We start from the raw sequence: 23278 nt of genomic DNA on the forward strand, positions 1-23278 counted from the left end.
GACGGACTTGTGAGGTATTTCCTCAGCCGATTGAACGGTTAAGCACAGGAAAAACGGCTCAACTGACTATCTGTCATTGCCCCGAGGGGTTGCCTGAGGGAAAATGCTCGCCTTTTTTCCGTTTCGTTTTATTTATTCAATACCCAGGAGAACAGCGATGCCCAGCCGTCGTGAGCGTGCCAACGCCATTCGTGCACTCAGCATGGATGCCGTGCAAAAAGCCAACAGCGGCCATCCCGGTGCCCCTATGGGTATGGCGGATATCGCCGAAGTACTGTGGCGCGATTACCTGAAGCACAACCCGAGCAACCCTTCGTTTGCTGACCGTGACCGCTTCGTGCTGTCCAATGGTCATGGTTCGATGCTGATCTATTCGTTGCTGCACCTGACCGGCTATGACCTGTCGATCGACGACCTGAAAAACTTCCGTCAATTGCACAGCCGCACCCCGGGTCACCCTGAACTGGGTTACACGCCGGGCGTTGAAACCACCACGGGCCCGCTGGGTCAGGGGCTCGCCAACGCGGTCGGTTTTGCCTTGGCTGAAAAAGTCATGGGCGCGCAATTCAACCGCCCTGGCCACTCCATTGTTGATCACCACACCTACGTGTTCCTGGGTGATGGCTGCATGATGGAAGGCATTTCCCATGAAGTTGGCTCGTTGGCCGGCACATTGGGCTTGAACAAGCTGATCGCGCTCTACGACGACAACGGCATCTCGATTGATGGTGAAGTTGAAGGCTGGTTCACCGATGACACGCCGAAGCGTTTCGAAGCTTACAACTGGCAAGTGATCCGTAATGTTGACGGTCACGACCCGGAAGAAATCAAGATCGCCATCGAAACTGCGCGCAAAAGCGACAAACCAACGCTGATTTGCTGCAAAACCACGATCGGTTTCGGTTCGCCGAACAAGCAGGGCAAAGAAGATTGCCACGGTGCTCCGCTGGGCAACGACGAAATCGCTCTGACCCGCACGGCGCTGAACTGGACCCACGGCCCGTTTGAAATCCCGGCAGATATCTACGCCGAATGGGATGCCAAGCAAGCCGGTGCTGCGGTTGAGTCCGAGTGGGACAAGCGCTTCGCGGCCTACGCGGCCGAGTTCCCGGAACTGGCGGCTGAGCTGACCCGTCGCCTGAGCGGCAAACTGCCTGCTGACTTCGATGCCAAGGCCACCGCCTACATCAATGAAGTGGCGGCCAAAGGCGAAACCATCGCCAGCCGTAAAGCCAGCCAGAACACCCTGAACGCCTTTGGCCCGTTGCTGCCTGAGCTGTTGGGCGGTTCGGCCGACCTGGCCGGCTCCAACCTGACCCTGTGGAAAGGCTGCAAAGGCGTTTCAGCTGAAGATGCCAGCGGCAACTACGTGTACTACGGTGTGCGTGAGTTCGGCATGAGCGCCATCATGAACGGCGTTGCCCTGCACGGCGGTCTGGCTCCGTACGGCGCAACGTTCCTGATGTTCATGGAATACGCCCGCAACGCCATCCGCATGTCGGCCCTGATGAAGCAGCGTGTGATCTATGTGTTCACTCACGACTCCATCGGTCTGGGCGAAGACGGCCCGACGCACCAGCCGGTTGAGCAATTGACCAGCCTGCGCACCACGCCGAACCTGGACACCTGGCGCCCGGCTGACGCGGTGGAATCCGCAGCGGCCTGGAAATTCGCCCTGGAGCGCAATGACGGCCCGTCCGCGTTGATCTTCTCGCGTCAGAACCTGAACCACCAAACCCGTGATGCCGCGCAAATTGCCGACATCAACCGCGGTGGTTACGTGCTCAAGGACTGTGCAGGCGAGCCTGAACTGATCCTGATCTCGGCCGGTTCCGAAGTGGGCCTGACCGTTCAGGCTTGGGAAAAGCTGACCGAGCAAGGTCGCAAGGTGCGTGTTGTCTCCATGCCTTGCACCAGCGTTTATGAAGCTCAGGACGCCGGCTACAAGCAATCGGTTCTGCCGCTGCAAGTCAGCGCCCGTATTGCCATCGAAGCTTCCCATGCCGACTACTGGTACAAGTACGTGGGCCTGGAAGGCCGCGTTATCGGCATGACCACCTACGGCGAGTCGGCCCCTGCGCCGGCCTTGTTCGAAGAGTTCGGTTTCACCCTGGAAAACATCCTGGGTCAGGCTGAAGAACTGCTGGAAGACTAAGACCGCCAATTTGCGAGCAAGCGCGCCCCTACAGGCTCTGTAGGCGCGTGCTTGCTCGCGATGGTATTAGCGTCACCCAACAATAAGAGCACCCCATGCCTCAACCGCGTCCTTACAAAGTTGCACTCAACGGCTACGGCCGCATTGGTCGTTGCGTCTTGCGTGCGTTGTTTGAGCGAGGGGCGGCAGCCGGGTTTGAAATTGTTGCACTGAATGATTTGGCCGATATGGCCAGCCTCGAATATTTGACGCGCTTCGACTCCACTCACGGCCGGTTTCCGGGCGAGATTCGAATCGAAGGCGACTGCCTGCATATTAATGGCGACTGCGTGAAAGTGTTCCGCAGTGCCACCCCTGAAGGCATTGACTGGGCCGCGCTGGGCATTGACCTGGTGCTGGAATGCTCCGGGGCTTACAACACTCGCATTGATGGCCAGCGCTTTCTCAACGCCGGTGCCCCGGCCGTGCTGTTTTCGCAGCCGATGGCCAGCGAGGCCGATGTCGACGCCACCATCGTGTATGGCGTGAACCAGCACAGCCTGACCGGTGCCGAGCGCTTGGTGTCCAATGCCTCGTGCACCACCAACTGCGGCGTACCCTTGCTGCGTTTGCTGGATCAGGCCTTTGGCCTGGAGTATGTGTCGATCACCACGATCCACTCAGCGATGAACGATCAGCCGGTGATTGATGCCTACCATGACGAAGACCTTCGTCGTACACGCTCGGCGTTCCAGTCGGTTATCCCGGTGTCCACCGGGCTGGCGAAAGGCATTGAGCGTTTGCTGCCGGAACTGGCGGGCCGAATTCAGGCCAAAGCGGTACGGGTGCCGACGCTGAACGTGTCATGCCTGGACATCACCCTGGTGACTGCGCGCGACACCGACGCGGTGGAAGTCAACCGCGTGTTGCGCGAGGCCGCCACCCACGGCCCGCTCAAAGGCTTGCTGGCTTACACCGAGCTGCCCCATGCGAGCTGTGATTTCAACCATGACCCGCATTCGGCCATTGTCGATGCCAGCCAGACCCGCGTTTCCGGCCCACGGCTGGTGAACCTGCTGGCGTGGTTCGATAACGAATGGGGTTTTGCCAATCGAATGATCGATGTGGCAGAGCACTATTTGCACGTTACTCACCCTAAAACCGCTCTCTAACATTAGACACTCAGGAACTGCGACTCATGACCGTGTTGAAGATGACCGACCTCGATCTGCAAGGTAAGCGCGTGCTGATCCGCGAAGACCTCAACGTCCCCGTCAAGGACGGTGCAGTCACCAGCGATGCGCGCATCCTGGCTTCGCTGCCGACCATCAAGCTGGCCTTGGAAAAAGGCGCGGCGGTCATGGTCTGTTCGCACCTGGGCCGTCCGACTGAAGGCGAGTTCTCGGCTGAAAACAGCCTCAAGCCAGTGGCCGATTACCTGAGCAAGGCGCTGGGCCGTGAAGTGCCGTTGGTCAGCGACTACCTCAATGGCGTCGACGTGAAAGCCGGCGACATCGTGTTGTTTGAAAACGTGCGCTTCAACAAAGGCGAAAAGAAAAACGCCGACGAACTGGCCAAGCAGTACGCCGCCTTGTGCGACGTGTTTGTGATGGATGCGTTCGGCACAGCTCACCGCGCTGAAGGCTCGACCCACGGCGTAGCCAAGTTCGCCAAGGTCGCTGCGGCTGGCCCGTTGCTGGCGGCTGAACTCGACGCATTGGGCAAGGCCCTGGGTGCTCCGGCCAAGCCAATGGCAGCCATCGTGGCGGGCTCCAAGGTGTCGACCAAGCTCGACGTGTTGAACAGCCTGAGCCAGATCTGCGACCTGTTGATCGTGGGCGGCGGCATTGCCAACACGTTCCTGGCCGCTGCCGGTCACCCGGTGGGCAAGTCGCTGTACGAGCCGGACCTGCTGGACACTGCGCGTGCCATCGCCGCCAAGGTCAATGTGCCTTTGCCAACGGATGTAGTCGTGGCCAAGGCGTTCGCTGAAGACGCGGTGGCGACCGTCAAGCGGATTGCCGACGTGGCCGACGACGACATGATCCTGGACATCGGTCCAGACACGGCTGCCCATTTCGCCGAATTGTTGAAATCTTCCAAGACTATCCTGTGGAACGGCCCGGTGGGCGTGTTTGAGTTCGATCAGTTTGGTAACGGCACTCAAGTGTTGGCCCAGGCCATCGCGGACAGTGCTGCGTTCTCGATTGCCGGGGGTGGCGACACACTGGCAGCGATCGATAAATACGGTGTGGCAGACAAAATCTCCTACATCTCGACCGGTGGTGGTGCCTTCCTGGAATTCGTCGAAGGTAAGGTATTGCCTGCCGTTGAAGTACTGGAAAGCCGCGCCAAAGCCTGACTCTGATGCGGGCCCTGAAAGGAAGCATGGACATGGTCAAGTTGTTACCGCTGTTGATGATTGCGGGCTTTTTGGCCGGTTGCGCCGGTTCGAATACGCCAGTGCCTGAAGCCGCAACCCCTGAAGAGAGTGGTTGCTATCAGGCCGACTGGCAGGCGCAAAGCGTGCCGCTGGTCAATAAACGATCAGGGCCTGAAGCGTTGGAAAAGTACGAATCACCCGAGGCTTCCAAAGAGCGCGGGTGCCCATAGCGTTTGCAATACCTGTAGGAGCGAGCTTGCTCGCGAGCTTTTAAAAAATCGCGAGCAAGCTCGCTCCTACAGACAGCGGTAAAGCTAGAGCTGGAGCTGTAACGTTTCAGCTTTATCGAATTCCTAGCATCGGGGCAAACCCCCGATCTGCAAAAACTTGAATAGCAGCCGCCGCTCCGGCAGGCTTGCACGATTAACGACCCTCGTCCGGGAGAGACACATACAATGGCACTTATCAGCATGCGCCAGATGCTGGACCACGCCGCCGAATTCGGCTACGGCGTTCCAGCTTTCAACGTCAACAACCTTGAGCAGATGCGCGCCATCATGGAAGCCGCTGACAAGACTGACTCCCCGGTGATCGTTCAGGCGTCGGCCGGTGCGCGCAAGTACGCAGGGGCACCTTTCCTGCGTCACCTGATTCTGGCGGCCATCGAAGAGTTCCCGCATATCCCGGTGTGTATGCACCAGGACCACGGCACCAGCCCTGACGTCTGCCAGCGCTCCATCCAACTGGGTTTCAGCTCGGTGATGATGGACGGCTCCCTGGGCGAAGACGGCAAAACCCCTACCGACTACGACTACAACGTTCGTGTCACTCAGCAAACCGTTGCTTTGGCGCACGCTTGCGGTGTGTCGGTTGAAGGCGAGCTGGGCTGCCTGGGTTCCCTGGAAACCGGTATGGCTGGCGAAGAAGACGGCATCGGCGCTGAAGGCGTTCTGGATCACAGTCAAATGCTGACCGACCCGGAAGAAGCGGCTGACTTCGTCAAGCGCACTCAAGTGGATGCCCTGGCAATTGCCATCGGTACTTCCCACGGCGCGTACAAGTTCACCAAGCCGCCTACCGGCGACGTGTTGGCGATCGACCGTATCAAAGAGATCCACAAGCGCATCCCGAACACGCATTTGGTCATGCACGGTTCGTCGTCGGTGCCTCAAGAGTGGCTGGCGATCATCAACGAGTTCGGCGGTGACATCAAAGAAACCTACGGTGTGCCGGTTGAAGAAATTGTTGAAGGCATCAAGCACGGCGTGCGCAAGGTCAACATCGACACTGACCTGCGTCTGGCTTCCACCGGTGCCATGCGTCGCTTGATGGCCACCCACCCAAGCGAGTTTGATCCGCGCAAATTCTTCGGTGCCACCGTGACTGCCATGCGTGACGTGTGCATCGCGCGTTACGAAGCCTTTGGTACTGCCGGCAATGCTTCGAAGATCAAGCCGATCTCTCTGGAAGCCATGTACCAGCGTTACCTCAAAGGTGAGCTGAACGCCAAGGTCAACTAAGACTGGAAAATAGCGGCAAGCGGCAAGCTAAACGCGACTCTTCGGCTTGCCGCTAAGCCTGCGGTTCAATTCCGTTGCCCTCGAGCAGCGCATCCACCAGTGATCGGGCCATTTCGACCGAGTGCACCAGTGACCACACCAGCCCGCGTTCTATGCCGCTGGCCTGCTCTGTAATTTCGTCTGATACCTCTTCGGCACTCTTGAGCATCATCGAGATGTGTAGCAGCGCGTCCAGCGCACGAACATCGGGCTGCACGGCGAACGGCGAGTGTGGGCCAACGGCATGGCCGCAGGTTGGCTTGAGGGTGTTGAGGTCAGGTGGAGCCGAGGCGTGCAGTTCATCGAGCAGGCGTCGGGTGGTTTCATCGTATTGGTGGTCGTCACGTTGGGTTCGGGCTGGCCGAGGATCGTCGGGCGTCGTCTTTTTCATGTGTTTTCCACGCAGATCATCATGAGAGCCAGGCCTCGCGGCGACTGATGAAGATAGCCCCGTCACTTTAAACGTCGCAAGGTTTGCGGGGGGCTATCCCACTTTCTCGGAGGCGTCCTGCATTTACGAATGGAAAAATCTGACTTTTCCGCGGCTAATCATTGCTCGACCGGCCGTCCGCTGAATTCGCTACACTGACGCCTTTTGCGCGGTGCGTTAACGGCCCATGACTGCTCTCAAATACCTTCAGGCTTATCCCCAGACGTTGCAGGATCAGGTGCGTCACTTGATCGAGCGCGATCAGTTGGGGGCCTACCTGAGCGACCGTTACCCACAGCGTCACGCGGTGCAAAGTGACAAGGCCTTGTATGCCTACGCGTTGGAGCTCAAGCAGGAATACCTGCGCAATGCGCCGTCGTTCGACAAAGTGCTGTTTGATAACCGACTTGACCTGACCCACCGTGCGCTGGGCCTGCACACCACGATTTCGCGGGTGCAAGGCAGCAAACTCAAGGCCAAGAAAGAGCTGCGTGTGGCATCACTGTTCAAAGACGCGGCCCCTGAGTTTTTGCAGATGATCGTGGTACACGAGCTGGCGCATCTCAAAGAGTCCGACCACAACAAGGCATTTTATAAACTGTGCGAACACATGCTGCCGGGTTATCACCAGCTGGAGTTTGACCTGCGGGTATACCTGACCTGGCGTGATCTTAATGCCCGCACTTCATTGGCGCACGACGTAAAGGGAGTTCTGGATGGAAGTCAGTAAAACCAAAAGCAGTTTTTACCGGCGCTTGTATGTGGCCTGGTTGATCGACAGCCAGGTTGCCAGCAGCGTACCGGCGCTGACCGAAGTGACGGGTATGCCGCGCCGCACGGCCCAGGACACCCTCGCGGCGTTGGCGGACCTGGACATTGTGTGTGAGTTCGAGCAGCAGGAGGGTGCCCGCAACCACGCCGGGCACTACCGAATCCACAGTTGGGGCCCGGTGGATAAAACCTGGGTGGGCCAGCACCTGGCGCAGATCAAGCAGGTGCTGGGTTACCCTTGAGGGGGCGTGTTACGGCGTTTTGATCAAGTGCGCGGCCAAGGTGCGTAGCGGCCCCAGTTGGCGGCAAATCAGCGCCAGTTGGGTTTGCACCAGGCGCTGGCTCTCGTCGATTTCATCGGGCATGTGTTCAAGTTCGATCGCCAGCGCTTCTTCCTCGTCGCTTTGCACGGCGACGGGCTGTTTGCTGGCCAGCCCTTGGGCAATCTGATCGATGCTGTTGGCGATACGCTGCCCCGCCCCTTCGATCAACTGTTCGCGTACGTCGTTGGGTAATTGCGTGTCCCGATGCGCGCCCAGCCCGGATAAATAGTTGAGCAAGGTGTGCGACAGCACCAAAAAGCGGAAGCCCATGTCGGCATCCTTACGGAAGTGCCCCGGTTCCATCAGCATATTGGCCAAGGTGGTCGACAGGGCCGCGTCGGCGTTGTGGGCGTTGCGTCGGGCCAGCCGGTAAGCCAGGTCGTCGCTTTTGCCTTGTGCGTATTGCTGCATGATTTTGCGCAGGTATTGGCTGTTACAGCTCAGGGTGTTGGCCAGTACCTGGTTCAAACGGCGGCCTTGCCAGTCTGGCAAGAACAGGAATACGGCTGCCGCCGCAATCACACTGCCCACCAGCGTATCGAACAGCCGTGGCAGAAACAGCCCGTAACCATCGCCCACCTGATTGAAGCAGAACAGGATCATCAGCGTGATGGCCGCCGTGCTCAGGGTGTAGCGCGTGGTGCGGTTGATAAAGAACACCACGCCCGCCACGACCGCAAAAAGGGACTGCACCAACGCGTTGGGGAACAGGTCGAACAGCGCCCAGCCCACGGCCAGGCCAATGGCCGTGCCGATGATTCGCTGGCTGAACTTGCGTCGCGTGGCCCCGTAGCTCGGCTGGCAGACGAACAGGGTGGTGAGAATGATCCAGTAGCCCTGGCTGGGGTGAATCCAGTGCACCATGCCGAAACCGATGCTCAGGGCCAGCGGCAAGCGCAAGGCATGTCGGAAGATCAGCGACGTTGGCGTGAGATGCTGGCGCAAGCGCGACCATACATCTTTGAGGTTGCGCGGCGAGCGGTCCAATAGGCTGCTGTCGGTGGCATCAGCCAGGCTGTCGGGGTTGCTGGCATCGCTGAGCAAGCGGTCGAGCGTGCCGAGGTTGGCGGCCAATGCCCGCAGCGACCGCAGCAGCCCGCGCCAGGCCGGGTTGCTCTGGATGCGCAAGTGTTCGAGCGAGGCGTGCAGGTCGTTTAATGCTTCGGCAAAACCGTCGTCGTAGACGAACGGCTGGCGCAGTTTGATCGAGTCCGATAACCGCTGGCAGGCCACGCCCTGCTGACGCAGCAAGCGTTGGCAGCGAAACATCACATCGCTGTGGAAAAACGCCTCGGCCAGCGCGTTATAGGGGTAGTGCGAAGAACTGGCGCGCTCGTGGATGTCCTGCGCCAGAAAGTACAGTTTCAAGTAGCGGCTGAGCTTGGAGCCCGGTCGCGAGTTGCCGACCCGGTGCAGGATGATCTCTTTGGCACTGTTCAGGGCCGCTACCACCTTGCCGTTTTGCTGCGCCAGTTCGAGGCGGCCGGCTTCCACATCCAGTTTGCGGATGGGTTCAAACAGCGAGGATTTGATCTTGAGGTACAGGCCCAATTCCCAAAACAGGCGCGCCAGGCTTTGTTGCACCGGTTGATTGGAAAACAGGGCTTGCCACAACACCGACAACAGCCCATACCAGGCCGCGCCCGCGACCAATAACAGGGGTTCATGCCAGAAATCGAGGATCTCGCCCCCCCGTTGATCGACCCCGATCATGGTGTACACGGCCACAATCAGCGTGGCGGAAGCGATTGCCCCGTAACGTTCGCCCAGCGCCCCGAGCATGGTCAGGCCGAAGCTGGCCAGCGCTAGCGCGCACACCATTAACAGCGGGTAGGGGAAGAGCAATTCGACACTGAACGCCGAAGCGCTGAAGCACACCAGCGTCACCAGCAGCGCGTTGAGGCGGCCCTGCCAACTGTCATCGGTTTCAGCCAGGGCGCTGGCGATAATCCCCAGAAACAGCGGAATCAGCAGCGACATTTCGTCCTGGTACAAGCAAAAAGCCATGCTGCCGGTCAGTGCGATAAACACACGAACGCTGTAACTGAACTTGTCCCGTGCCCACAAACGGCGCAGTGATTGGCTGAAGCTTTTCGATGACATGAAGTGACGGTGCCTGGCTCGTGATTCGCTAAATTGAGCCAGATAAGACGCTAGTGCAATGGCACTGTTCACATCGAACAGAAAATATTTTTAGTGCAGGCTCTGTAGTCGCTGCCGCAGGCTGCGATAAGGGCCGAAGGCCCTTCGTTTTTGCAAAAGCGCGACCGCTGCGCGCTCGATCGCAGCCTGCGGCAGCGACTACAGGGGCGTGTCAAACAAACTGCGCTGCCGCATACCCCGACGCCCATGCCCACTGGAAGTTGAAACCGCCCAAATGGCCGCTGACATCCAGCACTTCGCCGATGAAGTACAGCCCAGGGCTTTTCAGTGATTCCAGGGTTTTGGACGACACTTCACGTGTGTCCACGCCGCCCAGGGTGACTTCGGCGGTGCGGTAGCCTTCCGTGCCGGCGGGCACCAGTGTCCAGCTGGCCAGTTTGTTGGCCACGTCGGTCAGTTCGCCCGGCGTGTACTGCTTCATGGGCTTGGACACAAACCAGTGTTCGGCCAGCAGGTTGGCCATTTTTTTGGTGAAAATTTCACCGAGCAAGGTTTTCAGCTCGCTGTTCGGGCGCTCGGCCTGTTGGGTCTGCAACCAGCTCAACGCATCGAGGTCGGGCAGCAGGTTGATTTCAACCGGATCGCCGGGGTGCCAGAACGACGAAATCTGCAAAATCGCCGGGCCGCTCAGGCCGCGGTGAGTGAACAGTATGTTTTCGCGAAAGCTCTGGTCGTTGCAGCTCACCAGGCAATCCACCGAGGTGCCCGACAGCTCGGTGCAGATCGCTTTAAGCTGGTCGGTGATGGTGAATGGCACCAGGCCCGCACGGGTTGGCAACACGGTATGGCCGAACTGTTTGGCGACTTGATAACCAAAACCTGTGGCTCCCAGCGTTGGAATCGACAGCCCGCCCGTGGCAATGACCAGCGACTGGCAGTTCAGTTGATCCAGGGTGGTATTGAGGCTGTAGCCGGTGTCCGTTTTCTCGATCTGCTCAATCGAGGTGTCCAGGTGCAGGCTCACGCCCGCCTGTTTGCACTCATCGAGGAGCATTTCCAGAATGTCGCTGGATTTGTTATCGCAAAACAATTGGCCGAGTTTCTTCTCGTGATACGGCACGCCATGCTTGGCGACCATCGCGATAAAGTCCCACTGGGTGTAGCGCGCCAGTGCCGATTTGCAGAAATGCGGGTTTTGCGACAGGAAATGATTGGGTTCGGTGTACATATTGGTGAAGTTGCAGCGGCCGCCGCCCGACATCAGGATTTTCTTGCCCGCCTTGTTGGCGTGGTCAATCAGCATCACCTTGCGCCCGCGAGCGGCGGCGGTCAGCGCGCACATTAAACCTGCGGCGCCAGCGCCAATAATCACAACGTCGGTGGTACGCAAAGCGGTGTCCTCAAAAACGGCGGGGAACTCTGTAGGAGCAGCCGGTCTATGCTCGATTGCTCGCGATCTTTTGATTGTTTAAAAGCAAAGATCGCGAGCAAGCTCGCTCCTACAGGGGGGGGAATTACAGCACTCGAACGCGCAGCGAACGGCCTTTGATTTTGCCTTCGCTCAAGCGCTGAGCGGCTTGTTTGGCGATGGTGCGGTCAACAGCCACGTAAGCCTGGAAGTCAAAGATTGCGATCTTGCCAACCTGTGCCCCCGGGATGCCCGCGTCGCCGGTCAGGGCACCCAGAATGTCGCCCGGGCGCACTTTGTCTTTGCGGCCTGCGCCGATGACCAGGGTGCTCATGGACGGCAGCAAAGGTGCGCCGCCCTGGGAGGTCAGGGTGTCGAGGTTTTCCCAGTTCAGCGGGGCCTTTTGCAACTGCTCGATGGCCTGGGCGCGGTGCGCTTCAGACGGAGCCACCAGGCTGATGGCGATGCCTTTTTCACCGGCACGGCCGGTACGGCCCACGCGGTGAATGTGAATTTCGGAGTCACGGGCCAACTCGACGTTGATCACCATGTCCAGCGCGTCGATGTCCAGGCCCCGAGCGGCGACGTCGGTGGCGACCAGCACGGAGGTCGAACGGTTGGCAAACATCGCCAGCACCTGATCACGGTCGCGCTGTTCCAGGTCGCCATGCAGGCCGACGGCCGAAATGCCTTTGGAGGTCAGGTGATCGACGGTTTCCTGAACTTGCTGCTTGGTGAAGCAGAACGCCACGCACGATTGTGGGCGGAAGTGGCCCAGCACCTTGGTCACGGCGCTCATGCGTTCTTCAGGCGAGATCTCGTAGAAGCGCTGCTCAATCTGGCTGTCCGTGTGCAGGGCTTCAGCCTTGACCTGCTGCGGGTCGCGCATGAACTTGGACGACAGCTGCTTGATGCCCGCCGGGTAAGTGGCCGAGAACAGCAGGGTTTGGCGGCGTGCCGGGGTTTGCACAATGATGTCTTCGATGGCGTCGTAAAAGCCCATGTCCAACATGCGGTCAGCTTCGTCCAGCACCAGGGTGTTCAGGCCGTCGAGTACCAGCGAGCCTTTGCGCAAGTGCTGTTGGATACGCCCCGGCGTGCCCACGATGATGTGCGCGCCGTGTTCCAGCGAACCGATTTGCGGGCCGAACGACACGCCGCCGCACAGGGTCAGCACTTTGATGTTGTCTTCGGCGCGGGCCAGGCGGCGAATTTCCTTGGCCACCTGGTCAGCCAGTTCACGGGTTGGGCAAATGACCAAGGCCTGGCAGCCGAAATAGCGCGGGTTGATCGGGTTCAGCAGGCCGATGCCGAAGGCGGCGGTTTTGCCGCTGCCGGTCTTGGCCTGAGCGATCAGGTCCATGCCTTTGAGGATCACCGGCAAGCTCTGCGCCTGAATCGGCGTCATCTGGGCATAACCGAGAGAGTCGAGGTTAGCCAGCATGGCGGCGGACAGGGGCAGAGTATTAAAAGCGGTGGCAATGGTGGTCACGGGACGGGCCTGCAAAACAAAATGTTGCGCAGTGTACCAGCCCCGTGCCACTTGCCTGAAGATTCTGGACGAGAAGTCACTTGAAGCCTCCACTTCACTGACCTGCAGGGGCGAGCTTGCTCGCGATCTTTTGATCTTTAAACGCTCGCTCCAACAAAGGCTGGTCAGTGATCCAGTTCATGCTCTGAGTTGGCTTTGGGTTTGCGGCCGTCCTGGGGCGACAGTTGCAGGAAAATCGCCGCCGCCAGCATGGCCAGAATGCCCACCGTCAAGAACGTCAACTGGAACGCCCCTAACACGGAGTCAACGCCCTCGCTGCCGCCGTCACCCGTAAAGCCGCCCAACAGGGCTCCGGCACAGGCCACGCCAAGGCTCAGTGACAACTGCGCCACCACTGACAACAGGCTGTTGCCGCTGCTGGCGCTGGCGTCGTCCAGGTCGATCAGGGTGACGGTGTTCATCGCCGTAAATTGCAGCGAGTTGATTGCGCCGAGTATGGCCAGCATCCCGAGCAGCAGCGGGTAAGGTGTGTGCTCGGTCACCAGCCCCATGCTGGCCAGCATCAGGCCCAGCGCGAAGGTGTTGGTCGTGAGGACGGTGCGATAGCCCAGGCGCTCGATCAGCGGCCGTGCGCCCCACTTGGCCAGCATGGCAGCGGCGGCCAGTGGCAGCATGCTCATCCCGGCCTGTGAGGGCGAATACCCCAGCGCTACTTGCAGCAGCAAGGGCACCAGAAACGGCAAGGCCCCGCTGCCGAGGCGGGCAAACAGGTTGCCCAGAATGCCCACGGCAAAGGTCTTGGTCTTGAACAATGTCGGTGAAAACAGCGGGTTGGCGATATTCCCCGCCCGTAACCAATACGCCGCCAGGCACGCCATGCCGGCAAACAGCAACAGCATCACGCGCAGGTGCGGCATGTGCATTTCACCCAGGCCTTCCATCGCAATGGTGATAAACACCATGGCCGCGCCAAACAGCACAAAACCCAGGCCGTCAAAGCGTGTGCGTTCGTTGCCCCGCAGGTCGGGAATAAAGTGCCACACCGCCCAGCAGCCGAGCATGCCCACCGGCAGGTTGATCAAAAAGATCCAGTGCCAACTCAGGTACTGCACCATCCAGCCGCCCATGGTGGGGCCGATCAGCGGGCCAAGCAGGCCGGGGATCGTGATGAAGCCCATGATGCGCACCAGTTCCGAGCGCGGGTAGGCCTTGAGCACCACCAACCGCCCGACCGGCAGCATCAGGGCACCGCCCAGGCCCTGAATGACGCGCGCACCGATCAACTGGTTCAAGGTGCCGGACAGCGCGCACAGCAGCGAGCCGAAGCTGAACAGCAAAATGGCGCTGAAAAAGATTTTCTTGGTGCCGAAGCGGTCCGCGATCCAGCCTGAGGCCGGTATCAGCAAGGCCACGGTGAGCATGTAGGCGACGATGACGCCCTGCATGCGCAGCGGGTTTTCATCCAGGTCGCGCGCCATGTCAGGCAAGGCCGTGTTGAGAATCGTGCCATCGAGTGACTGCATGAAAAACGCGATGGCCACGACCCAAGGCAACCACTTGAGGGTTTCAGGACTGAGAACCGGGCGTACGGGCATAAGACCTCTTTCTAATTGTTCATCCCACCCTGTAGGAGCGAGCTTGCTCGCGATCTTTTGATCTTTGGAAGCTCGCGCCTACAGCGTATTCACAAGGTGAGCGTAAGTTTATTGACCAGCGCTCCAGGTAACAGATTGGACGCGGTCTGGCGCTGGTCGTAGGTGCTGGCCGACAGCAACAGTTCGCGTTCTACCGTCAGGGCTTCCAGTTGCGAACCCAGCAAACTATAGACGCTGTCATCAAAGCGCATGGTGTTCACCGGTGCCTTGATTTCACCGTCTTCCACCCAGAACGTGGCGAAGCGGGTCATGCCGGTCAGGCGTGCGGCGGGCTGGTCCGAGTAGTTCAAGTACCACAGGTTGCTGATGTACAACCCGGTGCCTAGCTGTTTGAGAATATCGGCCTGCGCCAGCGTACCCGGAGCCATCGCCAATGCGCTGGGCGATTCGCCCCACGGCGCGCCGTTCACGAGCAGGCCGTATTCGGCGGCGCTACGCGAGCCGACCAATTGTTGGTCGGCCTGGCCGTGCTTCACCAGCGGCACGTCCTGACGCGGGTAGCCTTCCCCGGAAAACGCCGGGCTCAGGGACTGGCTGACCTGTTCCTCCAGCGACACCAACGGGCTCAGGTGGGCGTCTCCGGCATACAGTTTTTGCAGCGGACTGGATTTGCTGGCCAGCGCTTGCGCCGAGAAACCGCCCCAACACAGCATGCTCATGACTTCTTCCAGCGCGGCCGGGGCCAGGTAGGCGCGGTATTCGCCAGGTGCCAGGGCCTTTAACGGGCGGTCCAGAAAGGCCAATTGTTCGCGGGCCTGTTGCATGCGTTGGGCGAACCGCTCGCTGTCCCAGTGCGCGCCGGCAAAGCTGGCTTTAACGGCCTGCCCGTTGGGGTGGAACAGGCTCCAGTCGAAGTTGAAACTGTTGGCCTGGTGCCAGCCCGATGCGCCCGCTGAGCTGGCATAACCATAGCTGATCGGCCCGCTGGCGTAGAAGCCCACCAGATCCACGCCTTGGGCGGCGCGGTGGATCTCGTCCAGCACCTGAGCGGTGCCCGGCAGCGGCGACGCCTGCACGGTATGGTTGTGCCACGGCTCGGGGTTGAGCAGCAAATAGGGGTCGGCCGGTAGCAGCGGCAAGGTATCGCGCAGTTGTTGCAGGGCATTGGCCAAACGCTGTTGATCGACCGCCGGCTCGCCGGCCAGGGTCATGCGCACATCCCCATGGCGGCCGTTGTCGATCAGCTTCAGGCTCAGGCTGGCCTGCTGCACACCGCCCGCCTGGCGTACTTTGCCTTTATTGAAGCGAATAAATTCCGACGCTTCAGCGTTGTAGCCCAGCGTGAATTGCTCCGAAGCCGTGACCGCCTGGCGCAGCCATTGCACCAGTGCTTCAAACTGCTCGGCCTGACTCAATGCAGTCGCCATCAGGCATCGCCTCCAAACACGTCAATTTGACTGAATACGCACGCAGGCGACGCATGGCCTACGCGGATCACTTGATTGGGTTCGCCCTTGCCGCAGTTCGGCGTGCCCAGGACTTTGAACGTACTCGCATCGCCCACGGCGCTGAGGCTGCGCCAGAACTGCTCGGAGATGCCTCGGTAGTTGGGGTTTTTCACCACGCCCTTCAGCTCACCGTTTTCAATCAACTGGCCCCATTCGCAACCGAACTGGAACTTGTTGCGCGCATCGTCAATGGACCACGAACGGTTGGTGGCCATCAGCACGCCGTGCTCAATACCGCCAATCAGTTGCGCCATCGATTGGTCGCCCGGCTCAATATTGAGGTTGGCCATGCGGTCAATCGGCGGGCGGTTCCAGCTGCAGGCGCGGCTGTTGGCCACGCCTTCAAGGCCTGAGCGGAACTGCGACAACGCCCCGCCCAGCGGGCGCAACAGCAGGCCTTCGCGGATCAAAAAGGCCTTGTGCGCCGGGGTGCCGTCGTCGTCATGGCGGTAACTGGCCAATTGCTCGGGAATGCTGGGGTCGAAGGTCACGTTGAGCAGATTCGAGCCGTATTGCAAATGGCCGAAATCATGGGTTTTGACGAAGCTGGTGCCCGCGTAGTTGCGCTCGTCGCCCAGAATGCGGTCCAGCTCCAGCGGGTGGCCGATGGATTCGTGAATTTGCAAAATCATCTGGTCGGGCATCAGCAGCAGGTCGCGCTTGCCCTGCGGCGTGTTGGGGGCCAGCAGCAGTTGCAGCGCTTGGTCGGCAACGGTGGGGGCCGCGCCGATCAAGCCACAACGGCCGATCACATCGGCACCGCCCTGCTGGCCAAAATTCTCGCGGCCCAGGCTGCGGGTCTGGCTGTCCTGGCCGTCATAGGCGGTCACGCTCATGCCCGGGTAAACAAAGCGCTGGGCCTGACGCAACTCGGCCCCGGCACTGTTGAGGTAAATCTGCTCAACGTGCGTGAGGCCCAGCGACACGTCCCAGCTCACCAACCGCTCGTCTTTGGGGACGGCGGCGGATTCTGCACCCAGCTGTTCAAAACACGCGCTGAGCGAGGGGAAGGCCTGGTCGAGGTCGGGTGAGCAGTAATCGTCCCGGGCGCTGGACACCGGCTCATGGCTCAGGTCCAGCAGGGCATGGGCCGCGATGAGCCGGGCTTGGGCTTCGGCGCGTTCCAGCGCGGCCTGCAAACCGCTTTGCGACAGGTCGTTAGTGGCGGCGTAGGCTTCCACGCCCCTGACCCGCACGGTCAGCATGGCCCCCTGGTCGTGATTGAAATACGGAGGCTCTGCGACGTTCTTGCGCACCGACAGGTACTGGCCGGACTCGCGCACATAGCGCAGGGAAAAGAACTCAGCCTGTGTGCGCAACGCGGCAAAGCGCTGTTTGAGCTGAGGGTAAAAATCGAACATGCACAGACCTCCGAAAAATAGAGAGCCGGTAGGTGCAGTCGGTTGACGCTCTATGGCTCGCGATCTTTAAAAAAGATTAAAAGATCGCGAGCGAGCTTGCTCCTACAGGTCAGGCGGCGGGTTAAACCGGGCAGCCCTTGGCGCGCAGAATGGCGTCAAAACGGTCCGGGTCCAGCGTGCCTTCTTCGATAGCCTTGAGGGTCGCTTGTTCGCGGGCCAGCAGGTCGTGGCAGCGCTTGAGCAACTCGGGCAGTTCCGTGCGTGAAGCGGCCACGACGCCGTCGCCGTCGCCAATCATCAGGTCGCCGGGCATCACCAGCATGCCAGCGCACGAGATGGGGACGTTGATTTCACCGCCGCCGTCGGTGCTCGGCCCACGATGAACGCCACCGATGGCGTAGGCCGGCAGCTCACCGGTTTGCCATTCGTCCAGGTCGCGCAGGGCACCGTTGATGACGACACCGACAATCCCGGCCTTGAGGGCCATGGCACGCATGATGCCGCCGAACACGGCGCGGGTCAGGTCGGCGCTGCCGTCGATGACCAGCACATCGCCAGGGCGGGCCATTTGCATGGCTTTGAGGATCATCAGGTTGTCGCCCGGGCGTACCCGCACGGTCAAGGCGCTGCCCAGCATCGGGCGGTTGCCGTGGAAGGGTTTGAGGCCCAGGCCGCCGACGTTACGGCCCAGGCAGTCGCTGACGGCGGCAGCGGGGATCTTGCTGAACTCGGTCAGCCATTTTGGATCGAGAGGTTCGGCGTTTGGGTTTATCAGAAAGCCGGTAGGCCATTTGCTCGAAGAGACGACATCAAACATGAAAACCTCTTGGCCAGGCAGGTGCTGGCATGTCGGGTGGGGCGGGGGGGTGTGGCATAAAGCGAGGCACTAGAGTAGGCCTGCGTTGAGGCCGGGGCAAGCGGGAGCAGATGAAACCAGGAGCCGGCAGGCCTGGCCACTGCCACAGGCTGCGATTGAGCCCGAAGGAGGCGTCCTGTTGCAGAACGAGTTTCCTTGGGCCCTTATCGCAGCCTGCGTCAGCGACGACAGGTTATGGCTGCACCTCACGCATCGGCTTGCCACGCACCGGTGCATCACCGGCCACGTAGTAGTCAGCCGTGCTGCGCGGCAGCGGCTGACGGCCGCGAATCTTGTCGGCGATTTTCTCGGCAATCATGATGGTCGGCGCGTTCAGGTTGCCGGTGGTGATCAGCGGCATGATCGACGCATCCACCACGCGCAGCCCTTGCAGGCCATGCACCCGGCCTTCGCCGTCAACCACGGCCATGGCGTCGGTGCCCATCTTGCACGAGCAGGAGGGGTGGAACGCGGTCTCGGCGTGTTCACGAATGAAGGTGTCCAGCTCTGCATCGGTCTGCTTGTCGATGCCTGGGCTGATTTCGCGACCACGGTACGGGTCCAGCGCGGGTTGCTGCATGATTTCGCGGGTCAGGCGGATGCCGTCGCGAAACTCCTGCCAGTCCTGCTCGTCCGACATGTAGTTGAACAAAATGCTGGGGTACACGCGGGGGTCTCTGGACGTCACATTGACCCGGCCCCGGCTGTGGGAACGCATGGAGCCCATGTGCGCCTGGAAGCCATGCTCTTTGACGCCATTGCTGCCGTTGTAGTTAATCGCGACCGGCAGGAAGTGGTATTGAATGTTCGGCCATTCGAAGTGTTCGCGGGTACGGATAAAGCCCCCGGCTTCGAACTGGTTGCTGGCCCCGATGCCTTTGCCCAGGAACAGCCACTCGGCACCAATGGCCGGCTGGTTCCACCACAGCAGCGAGGGGTACAGCGACACGGGCTGGGTGCACGCGTATTGCAGGTACAGTTCCAGATGGTCCTGCAGGTTCTGGCCAACGCCCGGCAGGTCATGCACCACGGGAATTTCGAGGCTGTTCAGCAACTCGGCGGGACCTACGCCGGAGCGTTGCAGCACGCCAGGCGAGCCGATGGCACCGCTGCACAGCAACACTTCCTTACGCGCCTTGGCCTCAATGCGCACATGGTTGTCGCCGGTCATGTAATGCACGCCGACCGCACGTTTGCCTTCGAACACAATCTTGTCGGTCAGGGCGTGGGTGACGATGGTCAGGGTCGAGCGCTGCTTGGCCGTGTCCAGGTAACCGCGTGCGGTGCTGGCGCGACGGCCGTTCGGCGTCACGGTGCGGTCCATCGGGCCGAAGCCTTCCTGCTGGTAGCCGTTCAAGTCGTCGGTGCGCGGGTAACCCGCCTGTACACCGGCTTCAACCATGGCGTGGAACAGCACGTTATTGCCCGCTTTGGGCGTGGTCACACTGACCGGGCCATCGCCACCGTGGTAATCGTTGGGGCCGATGTCGCGGGTTTCGGCCTTGCGGAAATACGGCAGGCAATCCAGGTACGACCAGTCTTCCAGCCCCGGATTTTTCGCCCAGCCGTCATAGTCCATTGCGTTGCCGCGGATGTAGCACATGCCGTTGATCAGCGACGAACCGCCCAGGCCCTTGCCCCGGCCACATTCCATGCGACGGTTGTCCATGTGCGGCTCAGGGTCGGTCTCGAAGGCCCAGTTGTAACGGCGGCCTTGCAGCGGGAACGCCAGCGCCGCAGGCATCTGGGTACGGAAATCGAACCGATAATCCGGGCCGCCGGCTTCAAGCAGCAGCACGGTGACGCCTGGGTCTTCAGTCAGACGGGCCGCCAGGGTGTTACCGGCAGAACCGGCCCCTATGATGATGTAGTCGAATTCTTGGGACATAAAATGCACCCTCTTTATCAATGGGTCAGAGCACTTGAACCCTGTAGGAGCGAGCTGGCTCGCGATCTGTTGAGCTTTAAATAGCTCGCTCCTACAGGTCTTACGTATCGGATTTAGAACACCGAAACGTATTCGCCCAGCTCGACCTGCACGGATTTGATCCGGGTGTACTGCGCCAGGGAACTGATGCCGTTTTCACGGCCAATACCCGACTGCTTGTAGCCACCCACCGGCATTTTTGCGTCGGACTCGCCCCAGGCGTTGATCCAGCAGATACCCGCTTCCAGTTGATGAATCACGCGGTGGGCGCGGTTCAGGTCTTGGGTGACCACACCGGCGGCCAGGCCGAATTCGGTGTCGTTGGCGCGGCGGATCACTTCCTCTTCGCTGTCGTACGTCAGGATGCTCATCACCGGGCCAAAGATTTCTTCTTTGACGATGGTCATCTCGTCGGTGCAGTCAGTGAATACCGTGGGTGCCACGTAGGCCCCTTTGGCCAGCGCGCCTTCGGTCAGGCGTTTGCCGCCGCACAGCAGGCGGGCACCTTCTTCTTTGCCTTTGGCAATGTAGTTCAGCACGCTTTCCATGTGGTCAAAGCTGACCAACGGGCCGAAATTGGTGTTTTCGTCTTCGGGGTTACCGATGCGGATGCGCGCCACGCGCTCCAGGATCTTGGCTTCAAACGCCGCCTTGAGTGCGGTTGGCACGAACACGCGGGTGCCGTTGGTGCACACCTGGCCCGAACTGTAGAAGTTGGCCATCATCGCGGTGTCGGCGGCGCGGTCGAGGTCGGCATCGTCGAAAATGATCAGCGGCGACTTGCCGCCCAGCTCCATGGTCACTTCTTTGAGGGACGAGCTGGTGGCGCTGGCCGTGACTTTTTTACCGGTGTCGGTGCCGCCGGTGAACGAGATTTTCTCGATGCGCGGGTGTTCGGTCAGCCAGGTGCCGACCTCACGGCCGCTGCCGGTCAATACGTTGAACACGCCGTCGGGCAGGCCGGCTTCGGTGAAGATTTCAGCCAGCTTCAAGGTGGTCAGCGAGGTCACTTCGCTGGGCTTGAAGATCATCGCGTTGCCGGCGGCCAGGGCCGGTGCGCATTTCCACAGGGCGATCTGGATCGGGTAGTTCCACGCACCGATACCGGCCACAACGCCCAACGGTTCGCGACGGGTGTACACGAACGAGGTGGTGCGAAGCGGGATTTGCTCGCCTTCAATGGCAGGTGCCAGGCCCGCGTAGTACTCCAGCACGTCGGCACCGGTGACGATATCGACGTAGCGGGTTTCGGAGTACGACTTGCCGGTGTCCAGGGTTTCCAGGGCGGCCAGTTCATCGTTGCGCTCACGCAGGATGTCAACGGCACGGCGCAGGATGCGCGAACGCTCCATGGAGGTCATCGCGGCCCAGATTTTCTGGCCTTTTTCAGCGCTGACCACGGCGCGCTCAACGTCTTCTTGGGTGGCACGTTGCACTTGCGCCAGGATGTCCCCGTTAGCCGGGTTGATGGCATCGAAAGTAGCGGCGCTACCGGCGTCGGTGTAGCCACCGTCGATGTAGAGTTTTTGCAGTTCGAAACGGGCCATAAGTCCTCGCAAGTGCAGAGTGGGGTGGGCGTTGGTCGAGCGTCAGGTGCCTTTTAACTGGGGCAACTCAGACGCTGAACAGTTCAAGGGTTAAGCGCATTGGGGCTTAACACGCTTGTTTCTTCGCCAGTTGAAGGTCCATGTACTCGTAGCAGATCCGGTGCGCCTGTTGCGTGTCGAACGCATCGCCCGACAAGGCACCCCGCAACCATAGACCATCAATCAGCGCTGCCAGGCCGCGTGCGGCATGACGGGCATCTTTCAGCGGCAGAGACCGGCGGAATTGGCAGCACAGATTGGAATACAAACGGTGGTCGTTGATGCGCTGCAACCGGTGCAGCGACGGTTGATGCATGCTGGCAGACCAAAAGGCCAGCCAGGTTTTCATCGCCGGGCCATTCACCTGGCTGGCGTCGAAGTTGCCTTCGACAATCACCATCAGGTGGGCGCGTGGGCTGTCATCGGCCAGCGCTTTGCGGCGTTCGGCGACGTTTTCGATCAAGACGTTCATCAGGTACCGCATGGTGGCGGCAATCAGACCGTTTTTGTCCTGAAAGTAGTGGCTGATGATGCCGTTCGACACACCGGCCAAACGGGCAATCAGCGCAATGCTGGCATCCGCCATGCCCACCTGATCGACGGCCGTCAATGTGGCTTCGATCAACTGTTGGCGACGAATGGGTTGCATACCGACCTTAGGCATTGGGGGCTTTCTCCTGGGCCGGCGAACAGTGCAAGAAATGATCACGGAACGGCAGCCAGTCTATTTTAAATTGATTGAACGTTCAATCAATAAAAATAAGCACTGCGACAGGGCGTCGCGAAAAATGCCGCTTCCTCACACATAAATGGCGTAAAACGACACGGTTGATAGGCCGTAACCCGTATTTCCCTGGGGTGGGGCTGATATCCGGGTTTTCAGCGGTGCCTTTATATCACCCGACCGTTGCTCCCTGGCGGCTACCGCGCCTAAATGTGAAAGGCCAACACGTCCAGACGGCCTCAAAGCGACAGGGGAGGCTGGTCGGGATAGGGACATAACCTCTCCATGAAAGGGTGCCTGTAATATAGTGCGATACCTTCGGCAGGTTTATTCAATGAGATTGGATGATCGCCATTTACAGAAAAAATATACTTTTTGGATGTAGAGGGACTGTCACAAAAAGAAAAGTTTTCATTTCGCTTAAATAGTAAAAGCCAACCACTAACGCATCAGGTATTTAAATCCGTTAACCAGAATCTGTAGATGGCCGATTTCAGGGCGTGACATATGAATTGTTTATCACATCGTAACTTAAGAACATTAACCTGCGCGTCGAGCCCGCGCATGTCTTACCCTTCGCCACTCATTCAATTGCAAGGCTATTTGTCTGAGCATTACGATATTTACACAACACTGGAAAATAACACATTACTGTTGGAAACACGCGACGGAGACACCTGCTCCATTCAGTATAAAAATTATTTTGTGATCATTCGGCATTGTCAGAACCTTAAAAAACCACCACCGTCTACTTTAGATACTTTTGCGCTTTCTTTGTGTCTTCATTTTATAATAGTCGATACGAATGACCTGGAACTTAAAATCATGGGGTTTATGGCCTCTCATAAAAATCAAAAATGCACGCTTCAATACATTGAACATTTCCTGGATGTAACCTCCGCCTTCAAGAAGGCTCTGGACAATACCGCCTATGACGCGACTAGACACCCGCCGTCTTATACAGCAAGCGCAAAACGCTCTGCCTTCACAGATTTCACATGCGTTCGCACTTAACCTATCCAGTCATCCCGTGTTTACAATTGAGTACAGTAACAAGCAACTGCTGATATTGCTTCAGGATGTCTCCAGTGTTCAGTGTCACAGGGGCACCCAAGAGC

At 59.6% G+C, this 23278-nt stretch carries 19 protein-coding genes; 8 read left to right on the forward strand and 11 right to left on the reverse strand.

Annotated elements, in window-relative coordinates; translation table 11 throughout:
- Positions 1 to 157 precede the first annotated feature (157 nt).
- The 5 genes from tkt to fba all read left to right on the forward strand — a co-directional run bounded on the left by tkt (position 158) and on the right by fba (position 6037).
- Complete coding sequence (tkt, locus tag Q1W15_RS05340) at positions 158 to 2155, forward strand: transketolase (RefSeq protein WP_300724781.1); 1998 nt, start codon at positions 158 to 160, stop codon at positions 2153 to 2155.
- A gap of 95 nt (positions 2156 to 2250) precedes the next feature.
- On the forward strand, positions 2251 to 3306 hold the full coding sequence (epd, locus tag Q1W15_RS05345; RefSeq protein ID WP_300724783.1) for an erythrose-4-phosphate dehydrogenase: 1056 nt from the start codon (positions 2251 to 2253) through the stop codon (positions 3304 to 3306).
- Positions 3307 to 3332: 26 nt separating this feature from the next.
- On the forward strand, positions 3333 to 4496 hold the full coding sequence (locus tag Q1W15_RS05350) for a phosphoglycerate kinase (protein ID WP_300724786.1): 1164 nt from the start codon (positions 3333 to 3335) through the stop codon (positions 4494 to 4496).
- A gap of 32 nt (positions 4497 to 4528) precedes the next feature.
- Positions 4529 to 4747, forward strand: coding sequence for a hypothetical protein (locus Q1W15_RS05355; RefSeq protein ID WP_300724788.1), 219 nt, complete (start codon positions 4529 to 4531; stop codon positions 4745 to 4747).
- 225 nt (positions 4748 to 4972) lie between these two features.
- Positions 4973 to 6037, forward strand: a complete 1065-nt coding sequence (gene fba, locus Q1W15_RS05360) for a class II fructose-bisphosphate aldolase (RefSeq protein WP_300724790.1) — start codon at positions 4973 to 4975, stop codon at positions 6035 to 6037.
- A gap of 52 nt (positions 6038 to 6089) precedes the next feature.
- Here fba and Q1W15_RS05365 read toward each other — a convergent pair whose 3' ends face one another.
- The gene (locus tag Q1W15_RS05365; protein ID WP_300724792.1) at positions 6090 to 6467 is read right to left on the reverse strand and encodes a hypothetical protein; all 378 of its coding nucleotides are present in this window, start codon (positions 6465 to 6467) and stop codon (positions 6090 to 6092) included.
- 226 nt (positions 6468 to 6693) lie between these two features.
- Between Q1W15_RS05365 and Q1W15_RS05370 the strand changes: the two genes are divergently transcribed.
- Positions 6694 to 7236: a YgjP-like metallopeptidase domain-containing protein gene (locus Q1W15_RS05370; protein ID WP_300724794.1), complete on the forward strand. Its 543-nt coding sequence runs from the start codon at positions 6694 to 6696 to the stop codon at positions 7234 to 7236.
- Positions 7223 to 7519, forward strand: coding sequence for a winged helix-turn-helix domain-containing protein (locus Q1W15_RS05375; RefSeq protein WP_300724796.1), 297 nt, complete (start codon positions 7223 to 7225; stop codon positions 7517 to 7519). The genes Q1W15_RS05370 and Q1W15_RS05375 overlap by 14 nt, the downstream gene beginning before the upstream one ends.
- A gap of 9 nt (positions 7520 to 7528) precedes the next feature.
- On the opposite strand, the gene yccS is transcribed toward Q1W15_RS05375, so the two are convergent.
- The 10 genes from yccS to betI form a co-directional block, all read right to left on the reverse strand.
- Positions 7529 to 9703 carry a YccS family putative transporter gene (gene yccS, locus Q1W15_RS05380; RefSeq protein WP_300724797.1) on the reverse strand — a complete coding sequence of 725 codons (2175 nt, stop codon included), beginning with the start codon at positions 9701 to 9703 and terminating at the stop codon, positions 7529 to 7531.
- A gap of 211 nt (positions 9704 to 9914) precedes the next feature.
- Positions 9915 to 11093, reverse strand: coding sequence for an NAD(P)/FAD-dependent oxidoreductase (locus tag Q1W15_RS05385; RefSeq protein ID WP_300724799.1), 1179 nt, complete (start codon positions 11091 to 11093; stop codon positions 9915 to 9917).
- A 124-nt stretch (positions 11094 to 11217) separates the two neighbouring features.
- A complete protein-coding gene (gene dbpA / locus Q1W15_RS05390) occupies positions 11218 to 12603 on the reverse strand; it encodes an ATP-dependent RNA helicase DbpA (RefSeq protein WP_300724801.1) in 1386 nt (461 codons plus the stop codon).
- Between the two features lie 164 nt (positions 12604 to 12767).
- Positions 12768 to 14198: a multidrug transporter subunit MdtD gene (gene mdtD / locus Q1W15_RS05395; protein ID WP_300724803.1), complete on the reverse strand. Its 1431-nt coding sequence runs from the start codon at positions 14196 to 14198 to the stop codon at positions 12768 to 12770.
- A gap of 89 nt (positions 14199 to 14287) precedes the next feature.
- On the reverse strand, positions 14288 to 15625 hold the full coding sequence (locus Q1W15_RS05400) for a TldD/PmbA family protein (protein ID WP_300724805.1): 1338 nt from the start codon (positions 15623 to 15625) through the stop codon (positions 14288 to 14290).
- Positions 15625 to 17067, reverse strand: coding sequence for a TldD/PmbA family protein (locus Q1W15_RS05405; protein ID WP_300724807.1), 1443 nt, complete (start codon positions 17065 to 17067; stop codon positions 15625 to 15627). Before Q1W15_RS05405 ends, Q1W15_RS05400 begins: the two co-directional genes overlap by 1 nt.
- Positions 17068 to 17188: 121 nt before the next feature.
- Positions 17189 to 17884: an RraA family protein gene (locus tag Q1W15_RS05410; protein WP_300724809.1), complete on the reverse strand. Its 696-nt coding sequence runs from the start codon at positions 17882 to 17884 to the stop codon at positions 17189 to 17191.
- Between the two features lie 232 nt (positions 17885 to 18116).
- Positions 18117 to 19811: a choline dehydrogenase gene (gene betA, locus Q1W15_RS05415; RefSeq protein ID WP_300724811.1), complete on the reverse strand. Its 1695-nt coding sequence runs from the start codon at positions 19809 to 19811 to the stop codon at positions 18117 to 18119.
- 113 nt (positions 19812 to 19924) lie between these two features.
- Positions 19925 to 21397 carry a betaine-aldehyde dehydrogenase gene (gene betB / locus Q1W15_RS05420; RefSeq protein WP_300724814.1) on the reverse strand — a complete coding sequence of 491 codons (1473 nt, stop codon included), beginning with the start codon at positions 21395 to 21397 and terminating at the stop codon, positions 19925 to 19927.
- A 106-nt stretch (positions 21398 to 21503) separates the two neighbouring features.
- Positions 21504 to 22100 (reverse strand): transcriptional regulator BetI, encoded by a 597-nt coding sequence (gene betI, locus Q1W15_RS05425; RefSeq protein ID WP_300724816.1) that lies wholly within the window; start codon positions 22098 to 22100, stop codon positions 21504 to 21506.
- A 624-nt stretch (positions 22101 to 22724) separates the two neighbouring features.
- On the opposite strand from betI, the gene Q1W15_RS05430 reads away from it, so the two are divergent.
- On the forward strand, positions 22725 to 23174 hold the full coding sequence (locus Q1W15_RS05430; RefSeq protein WP_300724818.1) for a hypothetical protein: 450 nt from the start codon (positions 22725 to 22727) through the stop codon (positions 23172 to 23174).
- The last annotated feature ends 104 nt before the right edge of the window (positions 23175 to 23278 follow it).

This window comes from Pseudomonas sp. (assembly GCF_030150285.1).
GTDB lineage: Bacteria > Pseudomonadota > Gammaproteobacteria > Pseudomonadales > Pseudomonadaceae > Aquipseudomonas.

Coding starts and splice junctions, on each gene's coding strand:
- Q1W15_RS05350 (WP_300724786.1), top strand. CDS start 3,333: ATGACCGTGTTGAAGATGACCGACCTCGATCTGCAAGGTAAGCGCGTG.
- Q1W15_RS05370 (WP_300724794.1), top strand. CDS start 6,694: ATGACTGCTCTCAAATACCTTCAGGCTTATCCCCAGACGTTGCAGGAT.
- Q1W15_RS05375 (WP_300724796.1), top strand. CDS start 7,223: ATGGAAGTCAGTAAAACCAAAAGCAGTTTTTACCGGCGCTTGTATGTG.
- mdtD (WP_300724803.1), bottom strand. CDS start 14,198: ATGCCCGTACGCCCGGTTCTCAGTCCTGAAACCCTCAAGTGGTTGCCT.
- fba (WP_300724790.1), top strand. CDS start 4,973: ATGGCACTTATCAGCATGCGCCAGATGCTGGACCACGCCGCCGAATTC.
- Q1W15_RS05400 (WP_300724805.1), bottom strand. CDS start 15,625: ATGGCGACTGCATTGAGTCAGGCCGAGCAGTTTGAAGCACTGGTGCAA.
- Q1W15_RS05365 (WP_300724792.1), bottom strand. CDS start 6,467: ATGAAAAAGACGACGCCCGACGATCCTCGGCCAGCCCGAACCCAACGT.
- tkt (WP_300724781.1), top strand. CDS start 158: ATGCCCAGCCGTCGTGAGCGTGCCAACGCCATTCGTGCACTCAGCATG.
- betI (WP_300724816.1), bottom strand. CDS start 22,100: ATGCCTAAGGTCGGTATGCAACCCATTCGTCGCCAACAGTTGATCGAA.
- yccS (WP_300724797.1), bottom strand. CDS start 9,703: ATGTCATCGAAAAGCTTCAGCCAATCACTGCGCCGTTTGTGGGCACGG.
- Q1W15_RS05355 (WP_300724788.1), top strand. CDS start 4,529: ATGGTCAAGTTGTTACCGCTGTTGATGATTGCGGGCTTTTTGGCCGGT.
- epd (WP_300724783.1), top strand. CDS start 2,251: ATGCCTCAACCGCGTCCTTACAAAGTTGCACTCAACGGCTACGGCCGC.
- Q1W15_RS05430 (WP_300724818.1), top strand. CDS start 22,725: ATGTCTTACCCTTCGCCACTCATTCAATTGCAAGGCTATTTGTCTGAG.
- Q1W15_RS05410 (WP_300724809.1), bottom strand. CDS start 17,884: ATGTTTGATGTCGTCTCTTCGAGCAAATGGCCTACCGGCTTTCTGATA.
- Q1W15_RS05405 (WP_300724807.1), bottom strand. CDS start 17,067: ATGTTCGATTTTTACCCTCAGCTCAAACAGCGCTTTGCCGCGTTGCGC.
- betB (WP_300724814.1), bottom strand. CDS start 21,397: ATGGCCCGTTTCGAACTGCAAAAACTCTACATCGACGGTGGCTACACC.
- betA (WP_300724811.1), bottom strand. CDS start 19,811: ATGTCCCAAGAATTCGACTACATCATCATAGGGGCCGGTTCTGCCGGT.